This is a genomic window from Flavisolibacter ginsengiterrae DSM 18136 (genome assembly GCF_059568575.1).
Map to the genome: position 1 here is coordinate 116248 of NZ_JCANTR010000008.1, position 24041 is coordinate 140288.

Genomic DNA, 24041 nt, shown 5'->3' on the forward strand with positions numbered 1-24041 from the left:
GTTCCCCATAATAAATACTATTCATCTTCATCCATTTCGTCTGTAATTTCCTTACCTGGAATTACCATGACCTTGTCTATCCGGTGACCGTCCATATCCATTACTTCTATTTCAAAACCTCTCCATGATAATTTGTCGCCCGTTTTAGGTATTCGTTCCAGTTCATGCAGAATACAGCCTGCTAAAGTATCAAAGGAATATTCTTCATTACTTGCCCAATCGGCCTTGCCAAAGCGGCTTAAGAAGTCGTAAAACGGGATCTGTGCATCCACCAGGTAGCTGCCGTCTTCTCTTGCTACGATCTCGTAATCCTGTACACCTGTCTGCGGAATATCGCCAACAATAGCTTCAAGAATATCATTCAATGTGATCATTCCCTGGAGGCTGCCATATTCATCTACTATAAAGCACGAATGGCTTTTTGTTTCTTTGAACTTTTCCATTACCTGGTAAGCTGTATTATTCTCCGGAACAAACATGGCTGGCTGCACAACATCTTTGAATAAGGTAAAATCATCAATTATGTAAAGGTCTTTTATTGAAACCATCCCTTTAATGTTATCAATTTCTCCGTCGCAAATTGGATAAACAGAGTGAGGCTCCTGGACGATCTTTTCCCTTATGCTTTCTTCATTATCATTTACATCAAACCAGATAATGTCACTTCTGTGGGTCATAAGGGAAGTGATATTCCTGTCACCCAGGTGAAATATCCTTTCAATCATTTCCTTTTCTTCCTCTTCAATTGTGCCCGATTCCGTTCCTTCAGAAATAATAGCCTTGATCTCTTCTTCGGTTACTGTTTCATCTTTGGTTCGGCGAATATTGAAAATGGTAAAGAAAAGATTACTTGTTCTATTCAGTAACCACACGATGGGGTGGGTGAGCCTGGCAAACCCATGCATAATAGGAGCAACGATCTTGGCTATGCGTTCAGCGTTGAGCAAACCTATCCTTTTGGGAATCAGTTCACCAAATACAATAGAAAGAAATGTAACTATTATTACAACAATAGTGGTGGAGATGGTTTTAGCATAAGGTTGTATGGCATCAATTTTTTGAAGCGTTGGTTCAAGGTAAACACTAAACCGCTCGCCGGAATATACACCTGTTAAAATAGCTATTAAGGTGATCCCGATCTGGGCTGCAGACAGGAATAATTCAGGGTTATTGGATAATTTTAAAGCTACACCCGCCTTTTTATCTCCTTTTTCTGCCATGCTCTCCAATCTTGGCTTCCTGGCAGAAACCAATGCAATTTCAGACATTACAAAAACTGCATTCAATATAATTAATCCCAGCAATATTAAAATTTCCATTATGACATTTGATTGTCTAAGTTAGGGCTAGCCCATTTTTTTTGATATATCCATGCAGTCAAAAGTCCTGCCATTACACCTAATAAAGCTCCACAAAAAACATCAATAGGGTAATGAACACCCACATAGAGTTGCGCATAGATAATAAGAAAAGCCCAGAGATAAGTCAGGTAGATCCACTTGCCGGCATAACGGTAAAGTGTAACGCTGGCAAAAGTTGCCAGGCCAAAATGGTTAGCGGCATGGGAGGAGGTAAAGCTAGAACTTTGGGGACAATAACTGGCCAAAACCCTGATAGTACCTATCAATGAAGGGTCCTGGCAAGGGCGAAGGCGAAATATATGGTTCTTAATGATGTGACTGCTTAAGACATCCGTGAGAGCCGCTGTGCACACCGCAAATAATATAAACCAACCACTTTTTGGGATATTGAACAGTGCAAAAACCAGGAGAAAAAGATACAAAGGGATCCAGAAATTGGCATTTCGAACCAGTGGCATTAAGGTATCAAATAAAGGATTGCTCCATTTATTATTGATCAATTGGAATAGGTACCTGTCCGCTTCGAATACTTTCTGCATGCACTTTAACTTAAGCCGTAAAAGTAATTAATTAAATTTGACGCTTTCGAGTTATGCCTAAGTTACCACGACTGATAAAATGGATTTCGAGTGTCATTTTGCTATTCTTGTTGTTACTTACCTGTTTCAGGCTTTTTTTTTATCTCTATTATAAACCTCACCAATACTCATTTCCGGCAGATGCTTTTTTAATGGGCCTGCGTCTTGATCTGCGGGTAGCATGTGTTCTTGGCCTTTTGATCCTGCTTCTTTGTGCATTGCCGTTTTTAAATCCATTTAAGAACAGGAATGCCAAAAAATTCTGGATCGTTTTTCTTTCTTTATTGTTTTTTCTGTCCCTGTTTTTATATATCACGGATTTCTTTCATTATGATTACCTGCACCAGCGTCTGAATGCTTCAGTCCTGAATTATATGCAGGATGCCGGCATCTCCCTTCATATGGTCTGGCAAACCTACCCGGTCATGCGAAGCTTTTTATTGATCATAATATTTGTAGTGGTTATTGGATATTTATTTTCAAGATTGCTACATATATTTCAAAAGCTACCATCCAGTACTTCGGGAAAGGCAAAGCTTTGGACTATTCCATTCATTGCTTTGCTATTAGCAGCCGTTTGGGGAACATTAGGTCAATTTCCACTTCGGTGGAGTGATGTTTTCACCTTAAAGGATTCTTTTAAGGCGCAATTGGCCTTAAATCCCATGCAAAGCTTTTTTAGTACACTTTCCTTCAGAAGTTCAACTTTTAATGAGAAAAAGGCCAGGGCCAATTATAAATTAATGGCATACTACCTTGGAGTGGCACAAATGGATAGTAATACATTGAATTATGCAAGGGCTGTTTTTCCGCACGGACCATTACAACCTGGTCAAAAGCCCAATGTTGTATTAGTAATCTGTGAAAGCTTTAGTGCTTACAAAAGCAGTATGTGGGGTAATCCATTAAATCCAACTCCCTATTTTGATTCACTATGCAAACAGGGGATTTTTTTTGATCATTGCTTTACTCCGAGCTATGGCACTGCCAGGGGAGTTTGGGCTACTGTGACTGGTATACCGGATGTTGAAGCGCCAAAAACCTCCAGCCGAAACCCTGTGATTGTTGACCAGAATACGATACTCAACTCATTTCACGGGTATGAAAAATTTTACTTTATTGGGGGTAGTGCCAGTTGGGCTAATATCCGTGGGTTACTTAAATATAATATTGACAGCCTTAAACTTTATGAACAGGATGATTATAATGCTGAAAAAATAGATGTTTGGGGCATAAGCGATAAGAATGTATTCCTGAATGCCAATAAAATTTTAGGACAGCAAAAGAAGCCTTTCTTCGCTATTATTCAAACTGCAGATAATCACCGTCCTTATACCATCCCTGCTGAAGATCTGAATGAATTTAAAAAAGTCACGCTGCCTGAAGATTCGTTAAAAAAATATGGTTTTGTCAGCAATGATGAATTCAATGCTTTCAGATACACTGACTTTTCTTACCTGAAATTTATTGAAGCAGCACAAAAGCAGCCCTATTTTAAGAATACCGTATTTGTATTTGTGGGAGATCATGGTATCAGGGGTGATGCAGGTAATATGTTTCCACAGGCCTGGAACCAACAGGCTTTGACGACAGTACATGTGCCACTTTTATTTTATTACCCTGGCCTTAAGGGTTACAGGAAAACAAATACCTGTTCTCAATTGGATGTAGTTCCTTCCATTGCAGGCTTTATTTCAGAGCCTTATGTTAACACCGGAATGGGGCGCAATCTTTTTGACTCTGCTTTGTATGCTGATCCTTTTCGATCTTCAAGTGCCTTTATTATAGATCCGGATGAAAAAAAGATAGGCATGATAGGTGGAGATTATTATTTAAGAAAGACCTTAGGAAAACCAGGGATAGAACTGGCTTCTATACGTAACAATGATCCCATACCTGCCAACGTAGCTGACAGTGTAAAAGCTAAACTGGAAAAATATACCGATGCTTATTATGAAACTGCCCGGTATATGCTCTATCATAATAAAAAGAATAAATAGAGTCCAAAACCATTTCCTTATTTGTAAACTGAAGTATTCAATACAAATGGAAAGCGTGTCTTTTCCTTTCTTTCCTACATCAAGATGTTAAACATTATGACAAATGGTCTTTAACAGGGTCTATTGGACGAATATTCATTGGTTTAGCCATTAAAAATTAGTTTTTTTGCAGGTCTGTTAAAACATCACGCTGCAATGCTCTTAAAATTAAGATTGCCTAAAACTTTACATTGGGTTATAAACCTCATGGTAGTCTTTTTGTTGATGTTCACTCTTCAGCGTTTTATCACCTTTATTGCATTTAAACCAGAAGGAAAGTTGTTGAGCGATCACCTTCCATCTTTTTTGTTAGGCCTGCGCTATGATCTTCGCTGGATAAGTTTCATCCTATTGCCATTAGTGATAGCAAGTTTCTTCCGCGAGTTATCTCCTTTTTATTCTGAAAGCACCAAGAAATTCTGGACCTGGTACCTGGCGATAGCAACATTTTTCATTTTCTTCTTTTTTGCTGCTGATTTTGGATGTTTTTCTTATAATAAAACCCGCTTAAATGCCAGTGCCTTAAATTTTGCAGAAGATCCCGGTATTTCAGCCGCGATGTTATGGCAATCTTATCCAATAATGTGGATGGTAGCAGGACTTATATTATCTGTTCTGTTGATTCGTAATATGTTTCGTAAGCTTCACGGCCAGGTTTCTTTAAAAACGCAGGGGAAAGCCATTCAATATGACAGGAAATGGTTCCTGGTAACAGCATTATTTCTTGCCATGATTGCTTACGGCAGCACTGGAAGTCAACCCTTAAAATGGAATGCTGCTTTCACCTATAATGACAGCTTTAAATCTTACCTGGCATTAAATCCGCTGCAAAACTTCTTCTCTACATTAAAATTCAGGAAGCCTGAGTTTAGTGAATCAAAAGCAAAGGAGCTATTTCCTGTAATGGCTGGAGTAATGGGTCTTGACAAAGACAATTTTTCCTATACCCGGGTTATACATCCTTCGGCACAAAGCCTTACCTCAAGGCCCAATGTTGTATTGGTACTCTGCGAATCATTCAGCATGTATAAAAGCAGCTTAAGTGGTAATGCCCTGAATACGACACCATTTTTTCAATCGGTAGCAGATAGTAGCATTTTCTTTAACCGTTGCTTTACTCCGCATTTTTCTACTGCGAGAGGTCTTTTTGCCACCCTTACAGGTATCCCTGACGTACAACTTTCAAAGTTTAGCAGCCGCAATCCACAGGCGCTTGAACAGCATACGATTATCAATAATTTTAAAGGTTACCAGAAGTTTTACTTTCTCGGGGGAAGCCCTAGCTTTAATAATTTTGAAGGACTCGTGAAAAATATTAATGGTGTAGACCTGGTTACTGAGGGTAAATTCAGGTCAAAACCGGTTAACGTTTGGGGCATCAGCGATATGGATCTTTTCAAGGAAGCTAATAATGTTTTTTCCCAACAAAAGGATCCATTTTTTGCCATCATTCAGACAGCAGATAATCACAGGCCATTTACCATCCCGGAGGGGGATTCTGAATTTGAAAAAAAGACTCCTTTGCCCGGTGAACTTGAAAAATGGGGTTTTGAATCGGTGGAAGAATATAATGCCTTCAGATATTTTGATTTCAGCGTGAAGCATTTTATTGAGTCAGCAAAATCTGAAAGTTATTATAACAATACCATTTTTGTATTTGTAGGTGATCATGGTGTTTCCGGGAATGCTAAAGCCATTTATCCCGCAGTTTGGACTAATGAGCGGTTGACCGAGGAACATGTACCGCTAATTATTTATGCTCCCAGGTTGTTAAAGCCTCAAAAAAGAACAGAAGTGGTTTCTCAGATAGATGTGTTGCCAACCATTGCAGGTATTGCTGGTGAAACATACCTGAATACAACTCTTGGTAGAGATTTACTTCGGAACAAAAGCAACCAGCATTATGCTTTTACTATTGCGCATGATGAAGGTAGAATAGGCATTATTAGCGATGATTTCTATTTCAACAAAAACCTGAATTTTAAAAGGGAAGAATTGCATTGCCTTAATGACAAAGTTCATTTTAACAAGTCCCAGCTTGATTCTATTCAGGGCAGGATGAGTGAGTTGGCAACTGCCTATTATGAAACAGCAAAGTATATGCTGATCAACAATAAGCCAATCGGCAACATGAAACACAAAAGGTTGCCTGTAATTCCTAATTAATTATTGATTCGTTGTCTTTTTGCTGGCAACAATGATCATTCTGGGAGTTCCTGAAACGCTGTAAGAATTCAATTGGTAATCACCAAAGACTTCCCTAACCTGTAAGTTTTGAAATGATAGCATTTCTGTAAAATCACCAAGGCTGAATTTGGCAACTTTTTCTGTGTATTCTGAGGGACGAGGTAGTGAACCGTCCTTTACTATGATCCTTTTATAAAAAAAATCATCATCGTGCCACCTGTGGATTTCATATTCCGTACCATCAACTTTTTTTATTTCATTATGAACCAGGCGTTCCTCTATATAATGGACATTCAGGTAATCTACCAGTATTTTGCCACCTGGTTTGATACATTGAGCCATGGTCCGGATAGCGTCGTCATGTTCCCTACGAGTATGGAAATAACCAAAGGAAGTGAACAGGTTAAATACATAATCAAAATAGTTGATCCAGGAAGGCAAACGCATATCATGCTGGAAAAAATGAAGATGGCTGTTTTCAAACTGAAGGGCATAATTAATACTTTCAGCAGAAATATCAATTCCGGTAACATCAAATCCCTTGGATGCCAGGTATTTGCTATGTCTTCCCCGTCCGCATGCCAGGTCTAACATCAAACTCTCCTTTGGGGAATTAAAATGCTCTATTAACCTGTCCATGAACTGCCGGGCTTCGTTTTCATCGCGTTCAAAATAGAGTTTGTGATAGAAGGGAGAATTAAACCATTCTTTATACCATTCCTTTACGGGCATTACCAATTTTTTACAAAAGTAACCTTAGGAGGGTTCACATCTTTCAGGGAGAAATCTTAAAACCGTATTTTTGCCACCCCTGATCTCCAACTGTTGGGGAGGGGGATTAAATCCGTTTTTGTGGCATTGATCAAGAGCATTTCAGGCATCCGGGGTACTATAGGTGGAAAACCAGGCGAATCCTTAACAGCGATAGACGTAGTGAAGTTTACTGCTTCCTATGGTAATATAATAGCTGAAAGAAGACAGGATAAGTCCTTCCCTGCTAAAATAGTGGTAGGCAGGGATGGTCGTATTTCAGGAAGCATGGTGAGCCAATTGGTTGTAAATACGCTTGTCAGCCTTGGAATAGACGTGGTAGACCTGGGTTATTCTACTACGCCCACGGTGGAAATCGCCACAAAACTGGAAAGTGCTAATGGCGGGATCATCATTACAGCAAGCCATAATCCCAAAGAATGGAACGCACTAAAGCTATTAAATGATGCAGGTGAATTTATTGATGCAGAAGTAGGTGCTGAAGTATTGAGCAGGGCTAAATCAGAAGAGTTGGGATTTGCCGTGGTAGATAAATTGGGAAGCATTATTTCCAATGACAGTTACCTTGAAAAACATATAGATCTTGTATTAAATTATCCCATTATTGATAAAGATGCTATTGCTAAGAAAGAATACAAGGTAGTTGTTGATTGTATAAATTCTACAGGAGCCCTGATAGTTCCACAGTTGTTAAAGCTATTGGGAGTTGCTGAGGTGATTGTTTTAAATGGTGAAGTAAATGGGAAGTTTGCACATAATCCTGAACCACTGCCGGAATACCTAACTGCTCTTAGCAATGAGGTAGTTAAGCAAAAGGCTGATTTTGGTATTGCAGTGGACCCCGATGTTGACCGACTGGCATTTGTGTGTGAGGATGGAAGTATGTTTGGCGAAGAATATACATTGGTAGCAGTGGCTGATTATGTTTTGAGCAAGAAGATAGGGAATACAGTAAGCAATATGAGCAGCACAAAGGCTCTGAAGGATGTAACCCAAAAACATGGAGGTGAATATTTTCCTTCTGCGGTTGGCGAGGTGAACGTCGTTAAGAAAATGAAGGAATCGAATGCAGTAATTGGAGGTGAGGGCAATGGTGGAATCATAGTACCCGATTTTCATTATGGTCGTGATGCTTTGATCGGTATTGCATTATTCTTAAGCCATTTTGCCAATTTTAAAAAAGGGCTTAAATCGTTTCGTGGTAATTATCCGGATTATTTTATCTCCAAGAATAAAATTGAACTTGAAAATGGCATTGATGTGAGTGCCATATTTGATAAAATAAAAAAGAAGTATAAGAATAATCCAATTAATACGGAAGACGGGCTGAAGATAGAATTTGACTCCGACTGGGTGCACTTGAGAACTTCCAATACAGAACCTATTATCCGTATTTATGCGGAAAGCAATTTTGAGACCACTGCCAATAATATTGCGAAAAGATTGATGCAGGATATAAAAGAGTGCAGTTAGAAAGGGCACCATTCTCAAGGATTGTCAATTGCCGTTCTTAAAATAACAGATCATGCCAATGACCATTACTGAAAAGGAATTTAAAAATAATTCATTACCCATGAATGATTTCCGCATTTATTTTGATAATGCTGCAACTACAGCTTTGTCTCCAGAAGTTTTGGAAGCAATGCTTCCGTATATGACCGAGCACTTTGGCAATCCTTCTTCAATATATTCTTATGGCCGTGAAACCCGACTGGCTGTTGAAAATGCACGGAAATCCGTAGCAAAGATCCTGGGTGTAAAACCAGGTTCTATTTTTTTTACCAGTGGTGGCACAGAAAGTAATAACACCGCTATTGCTGCTTCTATCAGGGATCTGGGTTGTGATCATATTATCACATCACCTATAGAACATCATGCTGTCCTGCATACTGTGGAACACTACGGTCACACTGCCAATGTTGAAGTAAGTTACGTTGCTCTTAAAGAGGATGGGCATATTGACCTGGATGATCTTGAATTGCAACTTGCAAAATACTCAGGAGAAGGGCGTAAATGCCTGGTTAGTTTGATGCATGCCAATAATGAGATAGGAGTATTATTACCTATTAAAAAAGTAGGTGAGTTATGCCAAAAGTACAAGGCGATATTCCATTCTGATTGTGTTCAAACAGTTGGGCATTATCCTATTAACCTCAGTGAGATTCATGTGCATTTCATTTCGGCTTCCAGTCATAAATTCCATGGTCCGAAAGGAGTGGGCATTCTGTATGTGAATGAGGATATCAATATCAAACCTTTTATATTCGGGGGTGGACAGGAAAGAAACATGCGCGCCGGTACCGAAAATGTTTATGGTATCGTAGGCTTTGCCAAAGCCCTTGAAATAGCGATGCAGGATTACGAAAAAGAAAGCAGTTACATTAGGGATTTGAAACTCTACATGGCCGACCAGTTGAAGCAATATATTCCGGGGGTGAGTTTTAATTGTGGTGCAGATGCCCTGTACACAGTATTAAGCGTATGCTTTCCCCGGACCGATCGGTCAGAGTTTCTTCTTATGAACCTGGACATTAATAACATCTGTGCTTCCGGTGGTAGTGCGTGCAGCAGCGGCGCTGATGCTGGTTCGCATGTAATGAAGGCTTTGAAAAAGGACGATCGTTATGCCACAGTGCGTTTTTCCTTCAGTAAATACAATACAAAAGAAGAAGTAGATAGGGTAGTGGAGAAACTGAAAGAATTGGTGTAAATAAAATCAGTAAAATTTAGGATTATCCTTCTATTTCAAAAATGGATATTTCTTCTAAAGAGATTCCTTTTTAAAAGTAACCTGCCTTAGTATGGTTTGGCCCATGGGAACTAATTCCACTCTTTGATATTTCCTTTCTTGCGGATCATATAATTCAGAAAAGAATAATAAAGAATTTTTCCTTTCCTGCGTTATAGGCTTGTTTCCATAACGGTAGATGATCAGAGAATCTGGTTTATACTGCCAGTCATAATAACCTTTTAATGGAAAACTCCTGGTTTTTACTCCATGCGCATGTAGTGGATGTGCCAAAACCAATGGGCCGTAACTGAAATAAACTTCCTCATTATTGTCTTCGTGAGCAACAGGTGATGGAAACAACCGTATCTTAATTGTTCTTTTTCCATCCCATTTTTTCCGGATAATGATAAAGCCATTTTCTTCCTTATAGTTTTCGCTGACAACAACTTTTTCAGACCATGTGGGCTTCCTGATCTTAAGATCAAAAATGGCTCCCTGGCCAGAAACCTCAAATAGAATATCTGAACTGAAAGGGTAGCTGGTTATTTCCTTAACCTGTATTTTTTTGCCAGATAATGTAGTAGTTACAACACATGGTCCTAATAATGTGGTAACCAAATTATTACCCTGCCTTTGCCACATGTTCTGAATATAATAAGGAGTAATTCTTCCGGCATTAGGTACACAGCAAACTGCTGCATCCTGGTGGACAGGTGAATATTTATACCGCGTTTGATTCTTAACTGAGGTATCTCCGTTCAATCCCCCGGTCATATAGTAAGAATTATCAGACTTGAGATAAGCAATGCAGTTTTCTTTGGGAAGTCTTGCACCCTGGGCAGCATTAAAGAACAACTTCTCAATTTTTTCCGCATAATTGGAATTACCTGATTTGATGAGTAATTCAGAATAGCTATGTAATAATTCCTGCAAGGAACAATATTCATAACCCGCTGATGTAGAATTGGCTTTTCTTCTGCCAATCCATTCATCTCCTATTGGACCCCCGGTTGCAGTGGTTGTTATTGAGATCTTATTCAGGTAGTTCTGAAGAGCCGCATATAAGTTGGGATTGCCTGAAATATAACTGGCCGCTGCCACTGCCCTGAGATGTTCATAGACATGCACGCCGTGGCCATTTAATGCAAGGCTGGGGTCCATAAGCTTTTTGTACTGTGCATCTTCGTTGAGTGTTTGTTCTGAAAAATCCTGGTACAAAAACAGGGTGTAATCTGCATAATTGCTATCCGCTGTTATCCGGTTTAGGCCCTCTAAAACATCAATGAACATCAAGCCATGGGAAAGCCCTCCCACATTGGGGTTTGTTGTATTGAAAGGGTGTGATCTGTTTATGGGGTAATGATCCATCACATTCTTTACAGATCTTTTTATGGCTGTTAGCACTATTTGATCCTTCGAGTATTCATACCAGGCTAAAAGCCCTCTTAACACAGTCGCCTGGGCCCACAATTCCCCATTTTCATTATTGAACTGGTAGCGCAGATCCTTATCATAAATGCCAATGTATCCATCATTATCCTGGGTAGACAAAATATATTCAACATGTTTTTTTACCCGCTCCAGGTGATGTTGATCTCCGCTTAAAATGGCACTCCTGATATATCCATCCCACCAGTTGCTTTGTGTTTCACTGTTCCACCACAAAAACTGAACTTGCCAGTCACCAGTATCTCCCAGGGCTCCTACATCTTTATGCTTTATATGTTTAGTAAGCCTGTCCTTACCATATATAGAGTCCTGGACAATAAGCCCGGGTACCAGGCTATCAAGTCGGCCAGTGAAGCCATCCAGGTTTTGTTGCACCTGTTCTTTCATCCAGCCCATTGGCTTTATTTCACCAAAATGTAAAGGCTGTAGTTTTTCTGAAATGGGCCTGGTCTTTTCAAATACGCCCGGCTGGCTATAGCCATGATTTATAAAACTGCCTGCAACAGCAAAGAATAAGAATTGCCTGTAAAATATCCTCAGTCTCATAGGTCCTATTTTAAAATCCTAATCTTGATATAATATAGGGTTAATTGGACTATTAATGATCTCGCCGATCCTTGCACAAGGACACCAGGTGTTCCAGTCCAGTTCCTGGTTTTTATTTTCGGGGCGTTTAAGCCTCATATCCCTGTCCATATAAATTATGGTCATTACGCGGCGCATGCTTTGGGACATATTTGAGCCTGCACGGTGAAAGATCCAACCTGAATGAAAACTGATCTCGCCTGCGTCAAATGGCTCAATGACATGCGTGAAATCGGTCACTTTCAATCTTTGTTGCATTATCTTTTCGCTTTCATCTCCTATGGCAAGTTCCCTGCCTTCAACAATGCGGTGACTTCCTGCACTAAATTCAAGTGGTCCCATTTCCAGTGGAGTGGCCTGGAGAGGTATCCAGGCTGTAATAGTTTTGTCGGTATCTAAAGGCCAGTAATATTGATCGGCATGCCATGGGGTAATACCACCACCGCTTTCCTTGTAAAGCGCCTGGTCATGGTAAAGTCGAACTCCTTCGACTTGCATCAGCTGCGCAGCTATCCTGGCCAGGCGTTTACTAAAAACCAGTTCTTTTATATTTTGATTTTCTCTCCATAGATTAAACAGTTGTAGGAAAGCTTTTCCATAAGTATCTCTTTCCTCCAGCTTTTTAACTTCTTTATTCATTTCATCAACCTGCTCAGAAATGATTTCGCTAAAATATTGGAGGACTTCAGGTTGTAACACCTGCTTTAGTTTTATATACCTGTTGGATTGATAAAAACCGATTTGTTCCGGTGTGAGATCATATGGTTCACCAAGGAATGTAAGGATCTCCCGGGGAATTGCAGGCATTTCACTCATTGTTGCGCTTTGCACAAACCTACTGACTATATTTTATTGTAACTCTTATTCCCGATAGGGCTACAACCAAACTTCAGACATTCCATGTAAATGCTAAAGCCATAAACTCAATGAATAGAAGTAAATTATACATTCCAGGGAATATTTCTCCCTAAGATGTTGAGGTGAAATCCAACGACCAGCGCCCTGGTTAAAGGTAACGTACCGGATTTCTGCGGGCTGCCAGGATATATCTTTTGATATTCATCCAAAAAGCAAGAACCATATAGACAATAATAGGGGATCCAAGGGTTAAAAAAGAGATATACATGAACCACATACGGATACGCGAAGTTGCTATTCCCAACCTGTCACCAATGGCAGAACAAACTCCAAAAGCCTGCCATTCAATAAATGTTTTAAACCTCTTCATGTCGCTAATTTATATTTTTTTGCCATAATACACCTCTTCCATGGCTAAATTCTAACGTGGTTTTAAGTAACTTTGCACCACTTTTTAAACAGGATAGCAAAAGCAATGCCTGAACGAACTCTACCTTAAAAATCTACCTATGCTTTTTGATCTGGATCTGATAAAGAAAGTCTATAGTGAATTACCTTTCAAGGTTCAATCTGCCCGCAACCTTTTGAACCGCCCTATGACATTTGCGGAGAAAATCCTTTACTCTCACATTTTTAAGCCAGCCACTAAAACCTACGAAAAAGGCAAAGATTATGTTGATTTCGCCCCAGACCGGGTAGCCATGCAGGATGCAACAGCTCAGATGGCCTTACTCCAATTTGATACTTGTGGACGCGAAACGGTTGCTGTTCCATCTACCGTCCATTGCGATCACCTGATACAAGCTAAACTAGGTGCAGACCAGGATCTGAGTGCAGCAATTGATACCAATAAAGAAGTTTATGATTTTCTTTCATCAATATCTAATAAATATGGTATTGGCTTCTGGAAACCAGGAGCTGGCATCATCCACCAGGTAGTTTTGGAAAATTATGCTTTCCCTGGCGGTATGATGATCGGAACAGATTCTCATACACCCAATGCCGGTGGATTAGGCATGATAGCTATTGGGGTAGGTGGTGCAGATGCAGTGGATGTAATGGCAGGATTACCCTGGGAGTTGAAAATGCCCAAGCTGATAGGTGTAAAACTGACTGGAAAAATGAATGGTTGGACTGCAGCTAAGGATGTGATCTTAAAAGTTGCAGGTATCCTGACAGTTAAAGGTGGAACGGGTGCCATTGTTGAATATTTTGGTGAAGGCGCTGATAGCCTGAGTGCTACAGGTAAGGCTACCATATGTAACATGGGCGCTGAAATTGGTGCTACCTGTTCTTTGTTTACCTATGATGATAAAATGGGAGCTTACCTCAAAGCTACCGGGCGTGTTGCGGTTGCAGACCTGGCCGATGGAGTAAGGGAATATCTTCGTCCTGACCCTGAGGTATATGCGAATCCTGAAAAATACTACGACCAGCTGATCGAAATAAATTTGAATGAATTAGAGCCATATGTTAACGGGCCTTTTACACCGGATCTTGCCACACCCATCTCCCGCATGGCGGAAGCAGTGGCAGCCAATGGATGGCCTGATACAATAGAAGTGGCTTTGATAGGATCCTGTACCAACTCCTCTTATGAAGATATCAGCCGCTCCGCATCCATTGCAGGTCAGGCAAAAACTAAAGGCCTGAAGGCTAAAAGCGAATTTACGGTTACACCAGGTTCTGAACTGGTAAGATATACTATTGAAAAGGATGGCTATCTGGAAACCTTTGGCGAAATAGGAGGTGTATTACTCGCCAACGCCTGCGGACCTTGTATTGGTCAATGGGCCCGCCATATAGATGATCCTTCCAGGAAAAATACCATCGTAACCTCTTTCAACAGGAATTTTGCCAAGAGAAATGATGGACTTGCCTCTACGCATGCATTTGTGGCCTCACCTGAAATAGTTACTGCCTACGCGATTGCCGGTCGACTTTCCTTTAATCCTTTAAAGGATAAGATCGTCAATGAAAATGGTGAAGAAGTGTTGCTAGATGAACCCAAAGGATATGAACTGCCTCCCAAAGGTTTTTCTGTAGAAGACCCTGGCTACCAGGCACCTTCTGCCAATGGTAAGGATGTGGAAGTTGCAGTAAGCCCGAGTTCCCAACGATTGCAACTATTAAGTCCTTTCCCTTTCTGGGATGGTAATGACCTTACCGGGTTGAAATTGCTTATCAAAGCGAAAGGAAAATGCACAACAGACCATATCTCTATGGCTGGCCCCTGGTTGAAATACCGTGGTCATTTGGATAACATTTCCAACAATATGCTGATCGGGGCAGTGAATTATTTCAATAATCAAACGGACACAGTAAAAAATCAACTAACAGGTGAATTTGGTCCTGTTCCGGCTACACAAAGGGCCTATAAAGCTGCAGGCATTGGTTCTGTTGTTGTTGGAGATGAAAACTATGGCGAAGGGTCTTCGAGAGAACATGCAGCCATGGAGCCGCGTCACCTTGGCGTTAGAGCGATTATTGTAAAAAGCTTTGCACGTATTCATGAGACCAATCTCAAAAAACAGGGAATGCTTGCACTCACCTTTGCCAATAAGGAGGATTATGAAAAAATTCAGGAGGATGATACCATTGATATTATAGGCCTGGCAGATTTTGCTCCTGGTAAACAAGTCACCGCTGTATTAAAGCACGCAGATGGTAAAACAGACAAGATCAAACTGAATCATACCTATAATGAACAGCAGATTGAGTGGTTCAAGGCTGGTAGTGCTTTAAATCTTATCAGAAAACAGTTTGGCAAGGTATAATACATCAATATTTAAATGCAAAGCGAGGCCCGGCCTCGCTTTTTTAATGCCCTTAATTGATAGAAGTTTATTTTACCATACAACATAAATCAGTCAAAGCAACCAAAATGAAGTGGTAACGTATTTACAGAATACCAAAACCATTATAATGAAGAATTCAACCTTATTTGTCCTGTCTGTAATGTTCATTTCTATCCTGTATTATTCCTGTAGCAAAGGAGGAGGTAGCACGAATACACCTGCCGATCCATGTGCTGGTATTACAGTTTCAGTAACCGGCACTGTTACCAATGCTACATCAGGACAGAGTAATGGAAGTATTTCAGCAGGAGCAACAGGAGGGTCAGGTTTTACATTCAGTCTTAATAATGGAACCTTTCAATCATCAGGGAATTTTTCCAACCTGGCTCCTGGTAATTATAATATTACTGCAAAAAATTCCAGTGGCTGCTCCGGATCCAAAACATTTAGCGTGGTTGCTGAAAATAGTTGTACCGGTGTAACCATCACCGTTAATGGAACAGCCACCAATGGTGTGCCATGTGGGGGAGCAGGAGGTTCAATCACAGTTACAGCAACCGGTGGAACCGGTTTTACCTATAGCTTAAACAACGGAGCTTTCCAGTCTTCTAACCAGTTTGCTAACCTTGCTGTTGGAACTTACACCGTTAGTGCAAAGACAGCAGACGGATGTTCAAATTCGGCTACTGTAAAAGTTGATCCTGTTGCTCCCGGAACCTTGTTCAGTGCAGTAAAAAATATCATTCAAACCAATTGTGTCTCATGTCACAATAATACGGTTCAGAACGGGGGTATGAATTGGGCAGTAGATTGTAATATAATAAGTAATAAAGCCCGTATCAAGGTTAGGGCAGTAGACCAGGCAGGAACCGCCAACCAGATGCCACAGCCACCCAATCCGGCACTATCTGCTGCAGACCAGCAAAAAATTGTAGATTGGATCAATGCAAGTGGCGCGTATGATAATTGATCTAATCTTCTGGAATACCTGGCTGGCCCCACCGGTACGCATTATTGGTTAAGCCAACCAGGTCTATTACCCGGTTCGTAACTGTTTGTACTGCTTCTTCTATAGATTTGGGAAGGCTGTAAAATGAAGGAGATGCCGGGCATATGATCCCACCCGCAAGGGTAACTGTTTCCATGTTTCGGATATGAACCAGGTTATAGGGGGTATCACGCACCACACAAACCAGCTTTTTTCTTTCCTTGAGCATGACGTCCGCCGCCCTTGTTATGAGATCATTGGAGATTCCGGCTGCTATTCTTCCCAGCGTACCCATTGAACAGGGTACAATAATAAGCGCATCATATTGGGCAGAGCCAGAAGCAAAAGGCGCCATAAAATCCCTGGTAGAAAAATACCGCGCATTAAATACATCATATTTATCATTGCCCAATTCTGTTTGCCAAACCAATTGTGCATTATCCGTCATTACTACAGATAATTCACCAACCTGGTCTTTCAATTGAACAAGTGTTTCCAATACCAGCTTTGCATATATGGACCCACTTGCGCCTGTAATAGCAACTGCAATTTTTTTCATGAATAATGAAGATACAACCAGAAAAAGATAGTTGTACCATATGTGACCTTTAGGGTTATATGATCACCTTGAGAAACCGGTAGGATATGCAGTGTATAAAAAAAAGAGGTTCTGTTAAGACCTCTTTTTATGCTTTAAGAATTATGAATTATTTGCTAAAAAGCTTTTTTGCTATTGTTTTGATCAGTACCAAGGGGTGCAGTATTATCCCTTAAGTTCTCAAAGATCCAGTTGGTCATTTTTGACCAAAGATGAAAGCTGGTATTATCGGCCATACCTGAGATCCCATGATTTTTATTTGGATAATAAGCACTTTCAAAGTCTATATTGCTCTTTACAAGGGCCTTGATCATCTCCACACTATTTTGAAAATGCACATTGTCATCCGCAGTTCCATGGATCAATAAGAACTTTCCTTTTATTCTGTCAGTAAAATTGATGGGCGAGTTATTGTCATATCCTTCAGGATTTTCCTGGGGTGTACGCATATAACGTTCAGTATAGATGTTGTCATAAAACCTCCAGGAAGTGACAGGTGCCACTGCTACCGCTGCCTTGAAAACATCTGCCCCTTTGGTTATTGCCAGTGAACTCATGAAACCTCCAAAGCTCCAGCCCCAATGCCCTATCCTGTTCTTATCAACGTAGGGCAGGGAGCCAAGGTATTTGGCAGCATCGATCTGGTCTTCGATCTCGTATTTTCCTAATTGCAAATAGGTCTTCTTTTTAAATGCTTCACCACGGAAACCAGTACCGGTATTGTCAACACTCACTATGATAAATCCATTTTGAGCTAATAACTGGTGCCACATACTGGCGGCTCCATACCTGTTAACTACCTGTTGGGAACCGGGTCCACCATAGTTGCAAAAGAGAACCGGATACTTTTTGTTCGGATCAAAATTTCCGGGTTTCAGCATCCAGCCATTCAGTGTATCTCCTTTAGAATTAGGAATACGAAGAAAGCTGGTAGTTCCTAATTCGTATTTGGCCAGCACTTCCTTTAGCTTCTCATTTTCATTGACAGTTTTAGTTTTAACAGCTGTCAAACCTTTTTTATCTTTTAAGACTGAGTATAATGCCACTGTTTGGGGCGTGTTGATATTGGAGTAATAATCATAGAACTGCGAGTGATCCTTATTAAACTCCACACGGTGCCAGCCATTTCCTTTTGTAAGCATATAAGTATTCTTTCCTTCAAAGTCGGATGCAAATACATTTCTGTCCATAGCAGTAGGGTAGGCTAATGTATAATAGACCATACGGGCATCTTCATCAACACTATTAACATCAGCGATATCATATTTCATTTTGCTGACAGTAACACGCTTCTTTCCATCAATGCTATACAGGTACAATTGGTTAAACCCATTCATTTCACTGGTGAACAGGAAATTCTTGCCATCTTTCAGGAACCACCAGTTGTCATTGATCTCTACGTAATACTTATTGTTTTCTTCATACATGGTTTGCAGATCACCCGTAGAAGCATCTGTCAATAATAATTTCAGATCATCCTGGTGGCGGTTCATCCAATAGATGACCAATTTGTCATCCTGTTGTGTCCATTTAATTCGTGGAATATAAATGTCGCCCTGCAAGTACTTAGCCTTCACATCCTGCCCGTTTGAAACATTATATATATGAATATCCACCCTGGAATTTTGTTCGCCGGCCTTGGGGTATTTGTAGGTATACTGTTTATTGTATGCATTGTCAAAGACCGTAAATTGATATTCCTTTACCTTGCTTTCGTCGAATTTATAATAAGCTAAATAGGTTCCGCTGGGACTCCATTCAAAGGCACGGGTAAATTCAAATTCCTCTTCATATACCCAGTCGCAGTTGCCATTGATAACCTGGTTCCATTTTCCATCTGAAGTTACCTGGGTGGTTTTGGCCCCGGCTATGTCATAGACATACAGGTTGTTATCAAATACATAGGCTATTTTGGAACCATCAGGTGAAAAAGTTGGATGGAGCACCTTACCCTCATTCAGTTGTATCGTTTTCTTTGATGCTATATCATAGAGATACACTGTTGATTTTGAAGAACGGCGATATATAGGCTCACGACCATTGAAGAAAAGTATTCTTTTCTTGTCTGAACTAACAGTATAATCTTTCGTATCGATCGTTTTGCCTGAAGCATCTGTTACAGCAGAGGGATCAAACAATTTCTCATCCTCGTCCTTTTCAAATCCGGGTACATATTCACCGCGGAAGGTTGGTTTTTTATAAATGTCTTCAAGTGTGAGTTTCTGTTTCTGGGCAATCGTTAATAGGGGAATGAAAAAGATCAATAAGAATAAACTTCTCATGCTTTACAAAAATTTAGGGGTAAATGTAGGGCTTACAAAAATAATCTGGTTTATGAAGGAGTTGGAAACATAGGGCTTTTTTGTTTGGATTACGTTAAGATTCATGATTGGACATAATAAAAAAGCACCGACGCTGCGGTGCTTTTTTACAAAAATGATATTGTAGCTTATTTGGAAGACTTTGGTTTGCTGCCAAAATATTCAAACCTCTTAGCGCTGTATTCAGCCATATCAGGGATTGCTTCAACTTTATATTCCCCGTTATCCAGTTTTTTCTTTGTCTCATCAAAAGCTTTGAGGGTCTCTTCAATGTCCTGGTCAGTATGCACCGCTGTAGGTATCAGGCGGTAAATGATATGGCCTTTGGGAATAACAGGATAAACTACCACAGAAGCAAAAATCCCATAGTTCTCTCTAAGATCCATTACCATAGCTGTTGCTTCTTCCACACCACCTTTCATATAGACCGGGGTCACAGGAGTGTCGGTCTTGCCAATATCAAATCCTTTTTCTTTCAGGCCGTTTTGTAATTTCAGGGCATTCTCCCACAGCTTGTCCTTGAATTCCGGCCTTGTCCTTAGAAGATCAAGTCTCTTTAGATTTCCAATAGTTATTGGCAAAGGAAGGCTTTTTGCAAATATCTGGCTGCGGATGTTGTAGCGGATATAATCAATAATAGCCTTATCTCCAGCCACGAAAGCGCCAATGGAGGCCATGGATTTGGCAAAAGTGGAGAAGTACAGATCTATTTTATCCTGTACACCCTGGGCTTCACCAGCACCTGCACCCGTTTTCCCCAATGTTCCAAATCCGTGTGCATCATCAACCAACATACGGAACTGGTACTTATCTTTCAAACTGCCGATCTCTTTTAACTTGCCCTGGTCACCAGCCATTCCAAAAACACCTTCTGTAATTACAAGAATACCCCCGGCATTTTGTTTTTCTACCAATGTTGTTGCGCGTTGTAATTGCTTTTCCAGGTCTTCCATGTCATTGTGCTTGAAGACGTACCTGTGGCCAGGATGTAAACGCACACCATCAATGATACAAGCATGACTCTCTGCATCGTACACTATTACATCATGGCGGCTGCACAAAGCATCTATGATGCTCACCATACCCTGGTAACCATAGTTCAGTAAGCAGGCATCTTCTTTTCCTTCAAATTCAGCGAGCTCTTTTTCCAGTTGTTCGTGAAAATTGGTATTTCCGCTCATCATGCGGGCACCCATCGGGGTAGCAAGACCATATTGTTCTGCAGCATCAGCATCAGCTTTACGCACTTCGGGGTTATTGGCAAGGCCTAAATAGTTGTTTAAGCTCCATACAATAACATCTTTTCCCCTGAATTTCATTCGGCTGCTAATTTCTCCTTCTAGTTTAGGAAATGCAAAATAACCATGCGCTCTTTCGCGGTGCTGGCCAAGAGGACCATAATTTTTCACAAGACGTTCAAAAAGATCTGCCATATCAGATTTACTATTTTAAATTATGAATAACACGAATTTTTAGCGAATAACACGTTTAGATACCCATTGATATAGGGGTGGTCCGATATAAATCCTGTCTGTTAGCGGTCGCAAAAATAAGAAATTCAGCCTGAATGAGGTTTTCGAAAGGTTAAGGTTGAGCAAGAATGTAAATAGAATGTAGTCAATAATAAGTTGATTGCACTGGTTTTAAGCCCTGATGTAAAGATTAATGATCTCGTCATTGCCTAAATATTCTAGTATCGAACCACCTCCAGCGCTATTTTCCAACCTTTCTTTTCTCTCCTCCAAACGCGTAAATAATTATCGATTTTGTCTTTTAATGCAGTAGTTCCATACACAAATCCAAGGTCTCCACTATTGGATATTCCTGAATGGTCTATGGTGAACTTCATTTCAGGTGGAGTTTCCAAAATGTAATGATTTTGATCACCTATAAAAGTTGCCGGTAAATGCCCGTTCCTGTTTACAATTGCATGGTCTGAAAGGTATTGACCATAGGCTTCTGATTTGCTCTTATTAAATAGCCTGATAAAAGCATTCTCGGCTTGTAATAATGACTTTAAATCAATAGGGGAGGATGAAAGCTTTGCGGCATTGATCTCTATTGTTTCACTCGTATCTGTAGTGGGAAGTTCATTTACTCCAAGGTCTGCGATGAATTTCCATTTTCCTGATTTATCAAGTTGCCATATCGTTGCATATTGTCCTCTTGCTACCACACTATCCGTAATGGTTCCTCGTTGAAAGGTCCATGGGCCAGTTGTATATCCAAGATTGCCTGAAGCCGATATCTCTGCAAATTGGGGGTGCCAGTTCAAAACACCTGGCCGTACTTCCCTTTTATTCCAGGTGGCAATTCCATTCACAGCCTTGCCGTTTTCAAATACAACTCCTGAACTGTCAAGGTAGTTAAGAAATGCTGCTTTGGTGTTATTGGCAACTGAATAAGCTGCAAAATCTTTTTCTGCCTGGATAAGTTGCCCGATCTTTCTTTGAGCAGATGCCTGCAGGCTGTAAAAAGCAAAGAAAAATAGTATTGATCTTTTCATAATAAATAAGCGTCCTAAAGGTATTCACTTAAAATAATGTATGAATGTTCCAGGTGCTCATTCAACAACTAAATTTGCCACTTAAATAAAATTGATGAGGAAAGTAGCGACTTTGTTGATAGTAATAATTTCGTTTACCGCGCAGGCACAGACATTGAGCAGGCCCAAACTGGTTGTTGGCCTTGTTGTGGACCAAATGCGTTGGGATTATTTATACCGGTATTACAACCGCTATAATACAGGTGGATTCAAACGTTTACTCTCAGAAGGATTTAGTTGTGAGAACACTTTTATACCCTATCTGCCCACCCACACTGCTCCGGGGCATTCCTGTATCTATACGGGCAGCGTGCCTGCCTTTCATGGTATCATGGGTAATAGCTGGTACGACAAAGGGCAAAAAAAAGTGGTGTATTGTACTGATGATACAAGTGCTCATACAATTGGAAGCAGTTCAACAGCTGGAGAAATGTCTCCTTCAAATTTATGGGCCAATACAGTTACAGACCAATTGAGGCTGGCTACAAATTTTAAATCCAAAACGATCGCCATTGCCTTAAAAGACCGGGCATCCATTTTACCCGGGGGGCATTTATCCAATGCATCTTATTGGTTTGATAATGCCAGTGGAGGTTGGATTACCAGCAGCTACTACATGAATGACCTGCCATCATGGGTCAAAGCATTCAATGCCAGGAAAATACCTGATAGCTATCTCAAACAGAACTGGAACACATTGTATCCCATATCCAGCTATGATCAAAGTACCGCAGATAGTAATGAATACGAAAATAAATTAGGAGCTGAAGACATTACGTTTCCGCACAATACAGCAGCCATTGCTGCCAACCGCTATGAATCCTTTAGAACCACACCATTTGGAAATACTTACGCTTTGGAAATGGCCCGGGAAGCAATAAAGGCGGAGCAGTTAGGAAAAAGAGGCGTAACTGATTTTCTTGCTTTAAGCCTTTCCTCTACAGATTATATAGGGCATACATTTGGACCCAATTCAATTGAGGTGGAGGATACCTACCTGAGGCTGGATAAAGATCTATCAGCGTTTTTCCAATACCTGGATGCCAACATCGGTAAGGGTCAGTATCTTCTTTTTCTCACCGCCGACCATGGTGTTGCTCATAATTCCGCATTTTTAAAGGATAATAAAGTTGAGCTCGAAAGTTTTGATGAATCCGCACTTAGAGTGCCCTTGAATGATAGTCTTCAAAAGCGATTCAATGCCAGGAACCTCATAGCACGGTATATTAATTATCAATACTTTTTAAACGACAGTGTACTGGTTAAAAGCAAGCTGGATAAAAAGGAAGTAAAAAATTATATTATTGGATTGTTAGTCAGGCAACCTTCTGTAGATTTTGCGGTGGATATGACGGATATCAATCAAACTTCATTGCCCGCTAACTTAAAGACAATATTGAACAATAGCTATAATCCTGTTTTAAGTGGTGATATCCAGGTCATATTTAAACCAGCAGGCATCGATAGCTGGCGAAACGGAGCCTCTCATGGATTATGGAACCCATACGATTCACATATTCCACTGGTATGGTTTGGATGGAATATTAAACATGGCGCATCTAACAGGGAAATGTACATGACTGATATTGCAGTTACGCTGGCAGCCTTGCTTCATATTCAAATGCCCGATGCATCAATTGGCAAAGTGATCACTGAAGTGATAAAATAAATTCAACGGTATATCAGGTATTAACTATCCCAAAAAAAGAAACTTAACCTACAGGTTTCCTTAGTAAGTTGGATATGATACTTATATGATGGTCGTCGTGTTCTGCTACAAAATATAATGCATCTATAAACCGCATGCTTGTATTCAGCCTGGGATGTACAGAAGTTCTTGATAGTAATTCGGCATCCGCATTATAAATGAACTCGAGCATCCTCTGCCTTTCAATGGTGAATGCAGTTAACAACTGTTCCAGTGTTTTTGCATTATGGTGAGCCTCTTTGGTTTTTTGATTGTTCATGTCAGCCGCTGTCAATACAGCTTTATTTGCCTGGAAGTCTTCCAGTCTTTTCCACCATAATTCTTCCAGGTCCGATAAATGACCTGTATGCTCTTTTACTGACCAACCCTTATCATTAAAGCTGCACTGGTCTTCATCAGCATTGATCAGCAGGCTATGTAACCTGAAGATGCTTCCTTCCAACCTGCTGAAGATCACTGGAAAAAGGCCTACAGGAAAATTAAATTGGAAACTTCTTTCAATCCAGGGAGTTTGAGCGATCATA

General features: G+C 40.4%; 18 protein-coding genes. 7 read left to right on the forward strand and 11 right to left on the reverse strand.

Annotation, left to right across the window (positions count from 1 at the left end):
* Positions 1-17: 17 nt before the first annotated feature.
* Both BP74_RS10320 and BP74_RS10325 read right to left on the reverse strand, forming a co-directional pair.
* Entirely contained in the window at positions 18-1319 is a 1302-nt protein-coding gene (locus BP74_RS10320; protein ID WP_496373758.1) for a hemolysin family protein, read from the reverse strand.
* Positions 1319-1900 (reverse strand): phosphatase PAP2 family protein, encoded by a 582-nt coding sequence (locus BP74_RS10325; protein ID WP_496373760.1) that lies wholly within the window; start codon positions 1898-1900, stop codon positions 1319-1321. Before BP74_RS10325 ends, BP74_RS10320 begins: the two co-directional genes overlap by 1 nt.
* A gap of 53 nt (positions 1901-1953) precedes the next feature.
* Here BP74_RS10325 and BP74_RS10330 point away from each other — a divergent pair, with 53 nt between their 5' ends.
* Both BP74_RS10330 and BP74_RS10335 read left to right on the forward strand, forming a co-directional pair.
* Positions 1954-3939, forward strand: coding sequence for an LTA synthase family protein (locus BP74_RS10330; RefSeq protein WP_496373762.1), 1986 nt, complete (start codon positions 1954-1956; stop codon positions 3937-3939).
* A gap of 246 nt (positions 3940-4185) precedes the next feature.
* Positions 4186-6144, forward strand: coding sequence for an LTA synthase family protein (locus BP74_RS10335; RefSeq protein ID WP_496373764.1), 1959 nt, complete (start codon positions 4186-4188; stop codon positions 6142-6144).
* On the opposite strand, the gene BP74_RS10340 is transcribed toward BP74_RS10335, so the two are convergent.
* On the reverse strand, positions 6145-6897 hold the full coding sequence (locus tag BP74_RS10340; RefSeq protein ID WP_496373766.1) for a class I SAM-dependent methyltransferase: 753 nt from the start codon (positions 6895-6897) through the stop codon (positions 6145-6147).
* Positions 6898-7017: 120 nt separating this feature from the next.
* Between BP74_RS10340 and glmM the strand changes: the two genes are divergently transcribed.
* Both glmM and BP74_RS10350 read left to right on the forward strand, forming a co-directional pair.
* Positions 7018-8409 carry a phosphoglucosamine mutase gene (gene glmM / locus BP74_RS10345; protein WP_496373768.1) on the forward strand — a complete coding sequence of 464 codons (1392 nt, stop codon included), beginning with the start codon at positions 7018-7020 and terminating at the stop codon, positions 8407-8409.
* 52 nt (positions 8410-8461) lie between these two features.
* Complete coding sequence (locus tag BP74_RS10350) at positions 8462-9646, forward strand: cysteine desulfurase family protein (protein ID WP_496373770.1); 1185 nt, start codon at positions 8462-8464, stop codon at positions 9644-9646.
* Positions 9647-9700: 54 nt separating this feature from the next.
* Here the strand turns inward: BP74_RS10350 and BP74_RS10355 are convergent, their stop codons facing one another.
* The 3 genes from BP74_RS10355 to BP74_RS10365 all read right to left on the reverse strand — a co-directional run bounded on the left by BP74_RS10355 (position 9701) and on the right by BP74_RS10365 (position 12929).
* Positions 9701-11662 carry a beta-L-arabinofuranosidase domain-containing protein gene (locus tag BP74_RS10355; RefSeq protein ID WP_496373772.1) on the reverse strand — a complete coding sequence of 654 codons (1962 nt, stop codon included), beginning with the start codon at positions 11660-11662 and terminating at the stop codon, positions 9701-9703.
* An 18-nt stretch (positions 11663-11680) separates the two neighbouring features.
* Positions 11681-12517 carry a phytanoyl-CoA dioxygenase family protein gene (locus BP74_RS10360; RefSeq protein ID WP_496373774.1) on the reverse strand — a complete coding sequence of 279 codons (837 nt, stop codon included), beginning with the start codon at positions 12515-12517 and terminating at the stop codon, positions 11681-11683.
* 190 nt (positions 12518-12707) lie between these two features.
* Positions 12708-12929: a PspC domain-containing protein gene (locus BP74_RS10365; RefSeq protein WP_072833831.1), complete on the reverse strand. Its 222-nt coding sequence runs from the start codon at positions 12927-12929 to the stop codon at positions 12708-12710.
* A gap of 139 nt (positions 12930-13068) precedes the next feature.
* Between BP74_RS10365 and BP74_RS10370 the strand changes: the two genes are divergently transcribed.
* Both BP74_RS10370 and BP74_RS10375 read left to right on the forward strand, forming a co-directional pair.
* On the forward strand, positions 13069-15336 hold the full coding sequence (locus tag BP74_RS10370; protein ID WP_496373776.1) for an aconitate hydratase: 2268 nt from the start codon (positions 13069-13071) through the stop codon (positions 15334-15336).
* 148 nt (positions 15337-15484) lie between these two features.
* The gene (locus tag BP74_RS10375; RefSeq protein WP_496373778.1) at positions 15485-16327 is read left to right on the forward strand and encodes a c-type cytochrome; all 843 of its coding nucleotides are present in this window, start codon (positions 15485-15487) and stop codon (positions 16325-16327) included.
* A gap of 1 nt (position 16328) precedes the next feature.
* On the opposite strand, the gene BP74_RS10380 is transcribed toward BP74_RS10375, so the two are convergent.
* From BP74_RS10380 to BP74_RS10395, 4 genes are all read right to left on the reverse strand, one after another.
* Entirely contained in the window at positions 16329-16904 is a 576-nt protein-coding gene (locus tag BP74_RS10380; protein WP_496373780.1) for a UbiX family flavin prenyltransferase, read from the reverse strand.
* Between the two features lie 155 nt (positions 16905-17059).
* The gene (locus BP74_RS10385) at positions 17060-19225 is read right to left on the reverse strand and encodes a S9 family peptidase (protein ID WP_496373782.1); all 2166 of its coding nucleotides are present in this window, start codon (positions 19223-19225) and stop codon (positions 17060-17062) included.
* Positions 19226-19392: 167 nt separating this feature from the next.
* Positions 19393-20697, reverse strand: a complete 1305-nt coding sequence (locus BP74_RS10390) for an aminotransferase class I/II-fold pyridoxal phosphate-dependent enzyme (protein WP_496373784.1) — start codon at positions 20695-20697, stop codon at positions 19393-19395.
* Positions 20698-20954: 257 nt separating this feature from the next.
* Positions 20955-21770: a nuclear transport factor 2 family protein gene (locus BP74_RS10395; protein WP_496373786.1), complete on the reverse strand. Its 816-nt coding sequence runs from the start codon at positions 21768-21770 to the stop codon at positions 20955-20957.
* Between the two features lie 94 nt (positions 21771-21864).
* Here BP74_RS10395 and pafA point away from each other — a divergent pair, with 94 nt between their 5' ends.
* Positions 21865-23478, forward strand: coding sequence for an alkaline phosphatase PafA (pafA, locus tag BP74_RS10400; protein WP_496373788.1), 1614 nt, complete (start codon positions 21865-21867; stop codon positions 23476-23478).
* 43 nt (positions 23479-23521) lie between these two features.
* Here the strand turns inward: pafA and BP74_RS10405 are convergent, their stop codons facing one another.
* Entirely contained in the window at positions 23522-24040 is a 519-nt protein-coding gene (locus BP74_RS10405; RefSeq protein WP_496373790.1) for a DinB family protein, read from the reverse strand.
* Position 24041 lies beyond the last annotated feature (1 nt).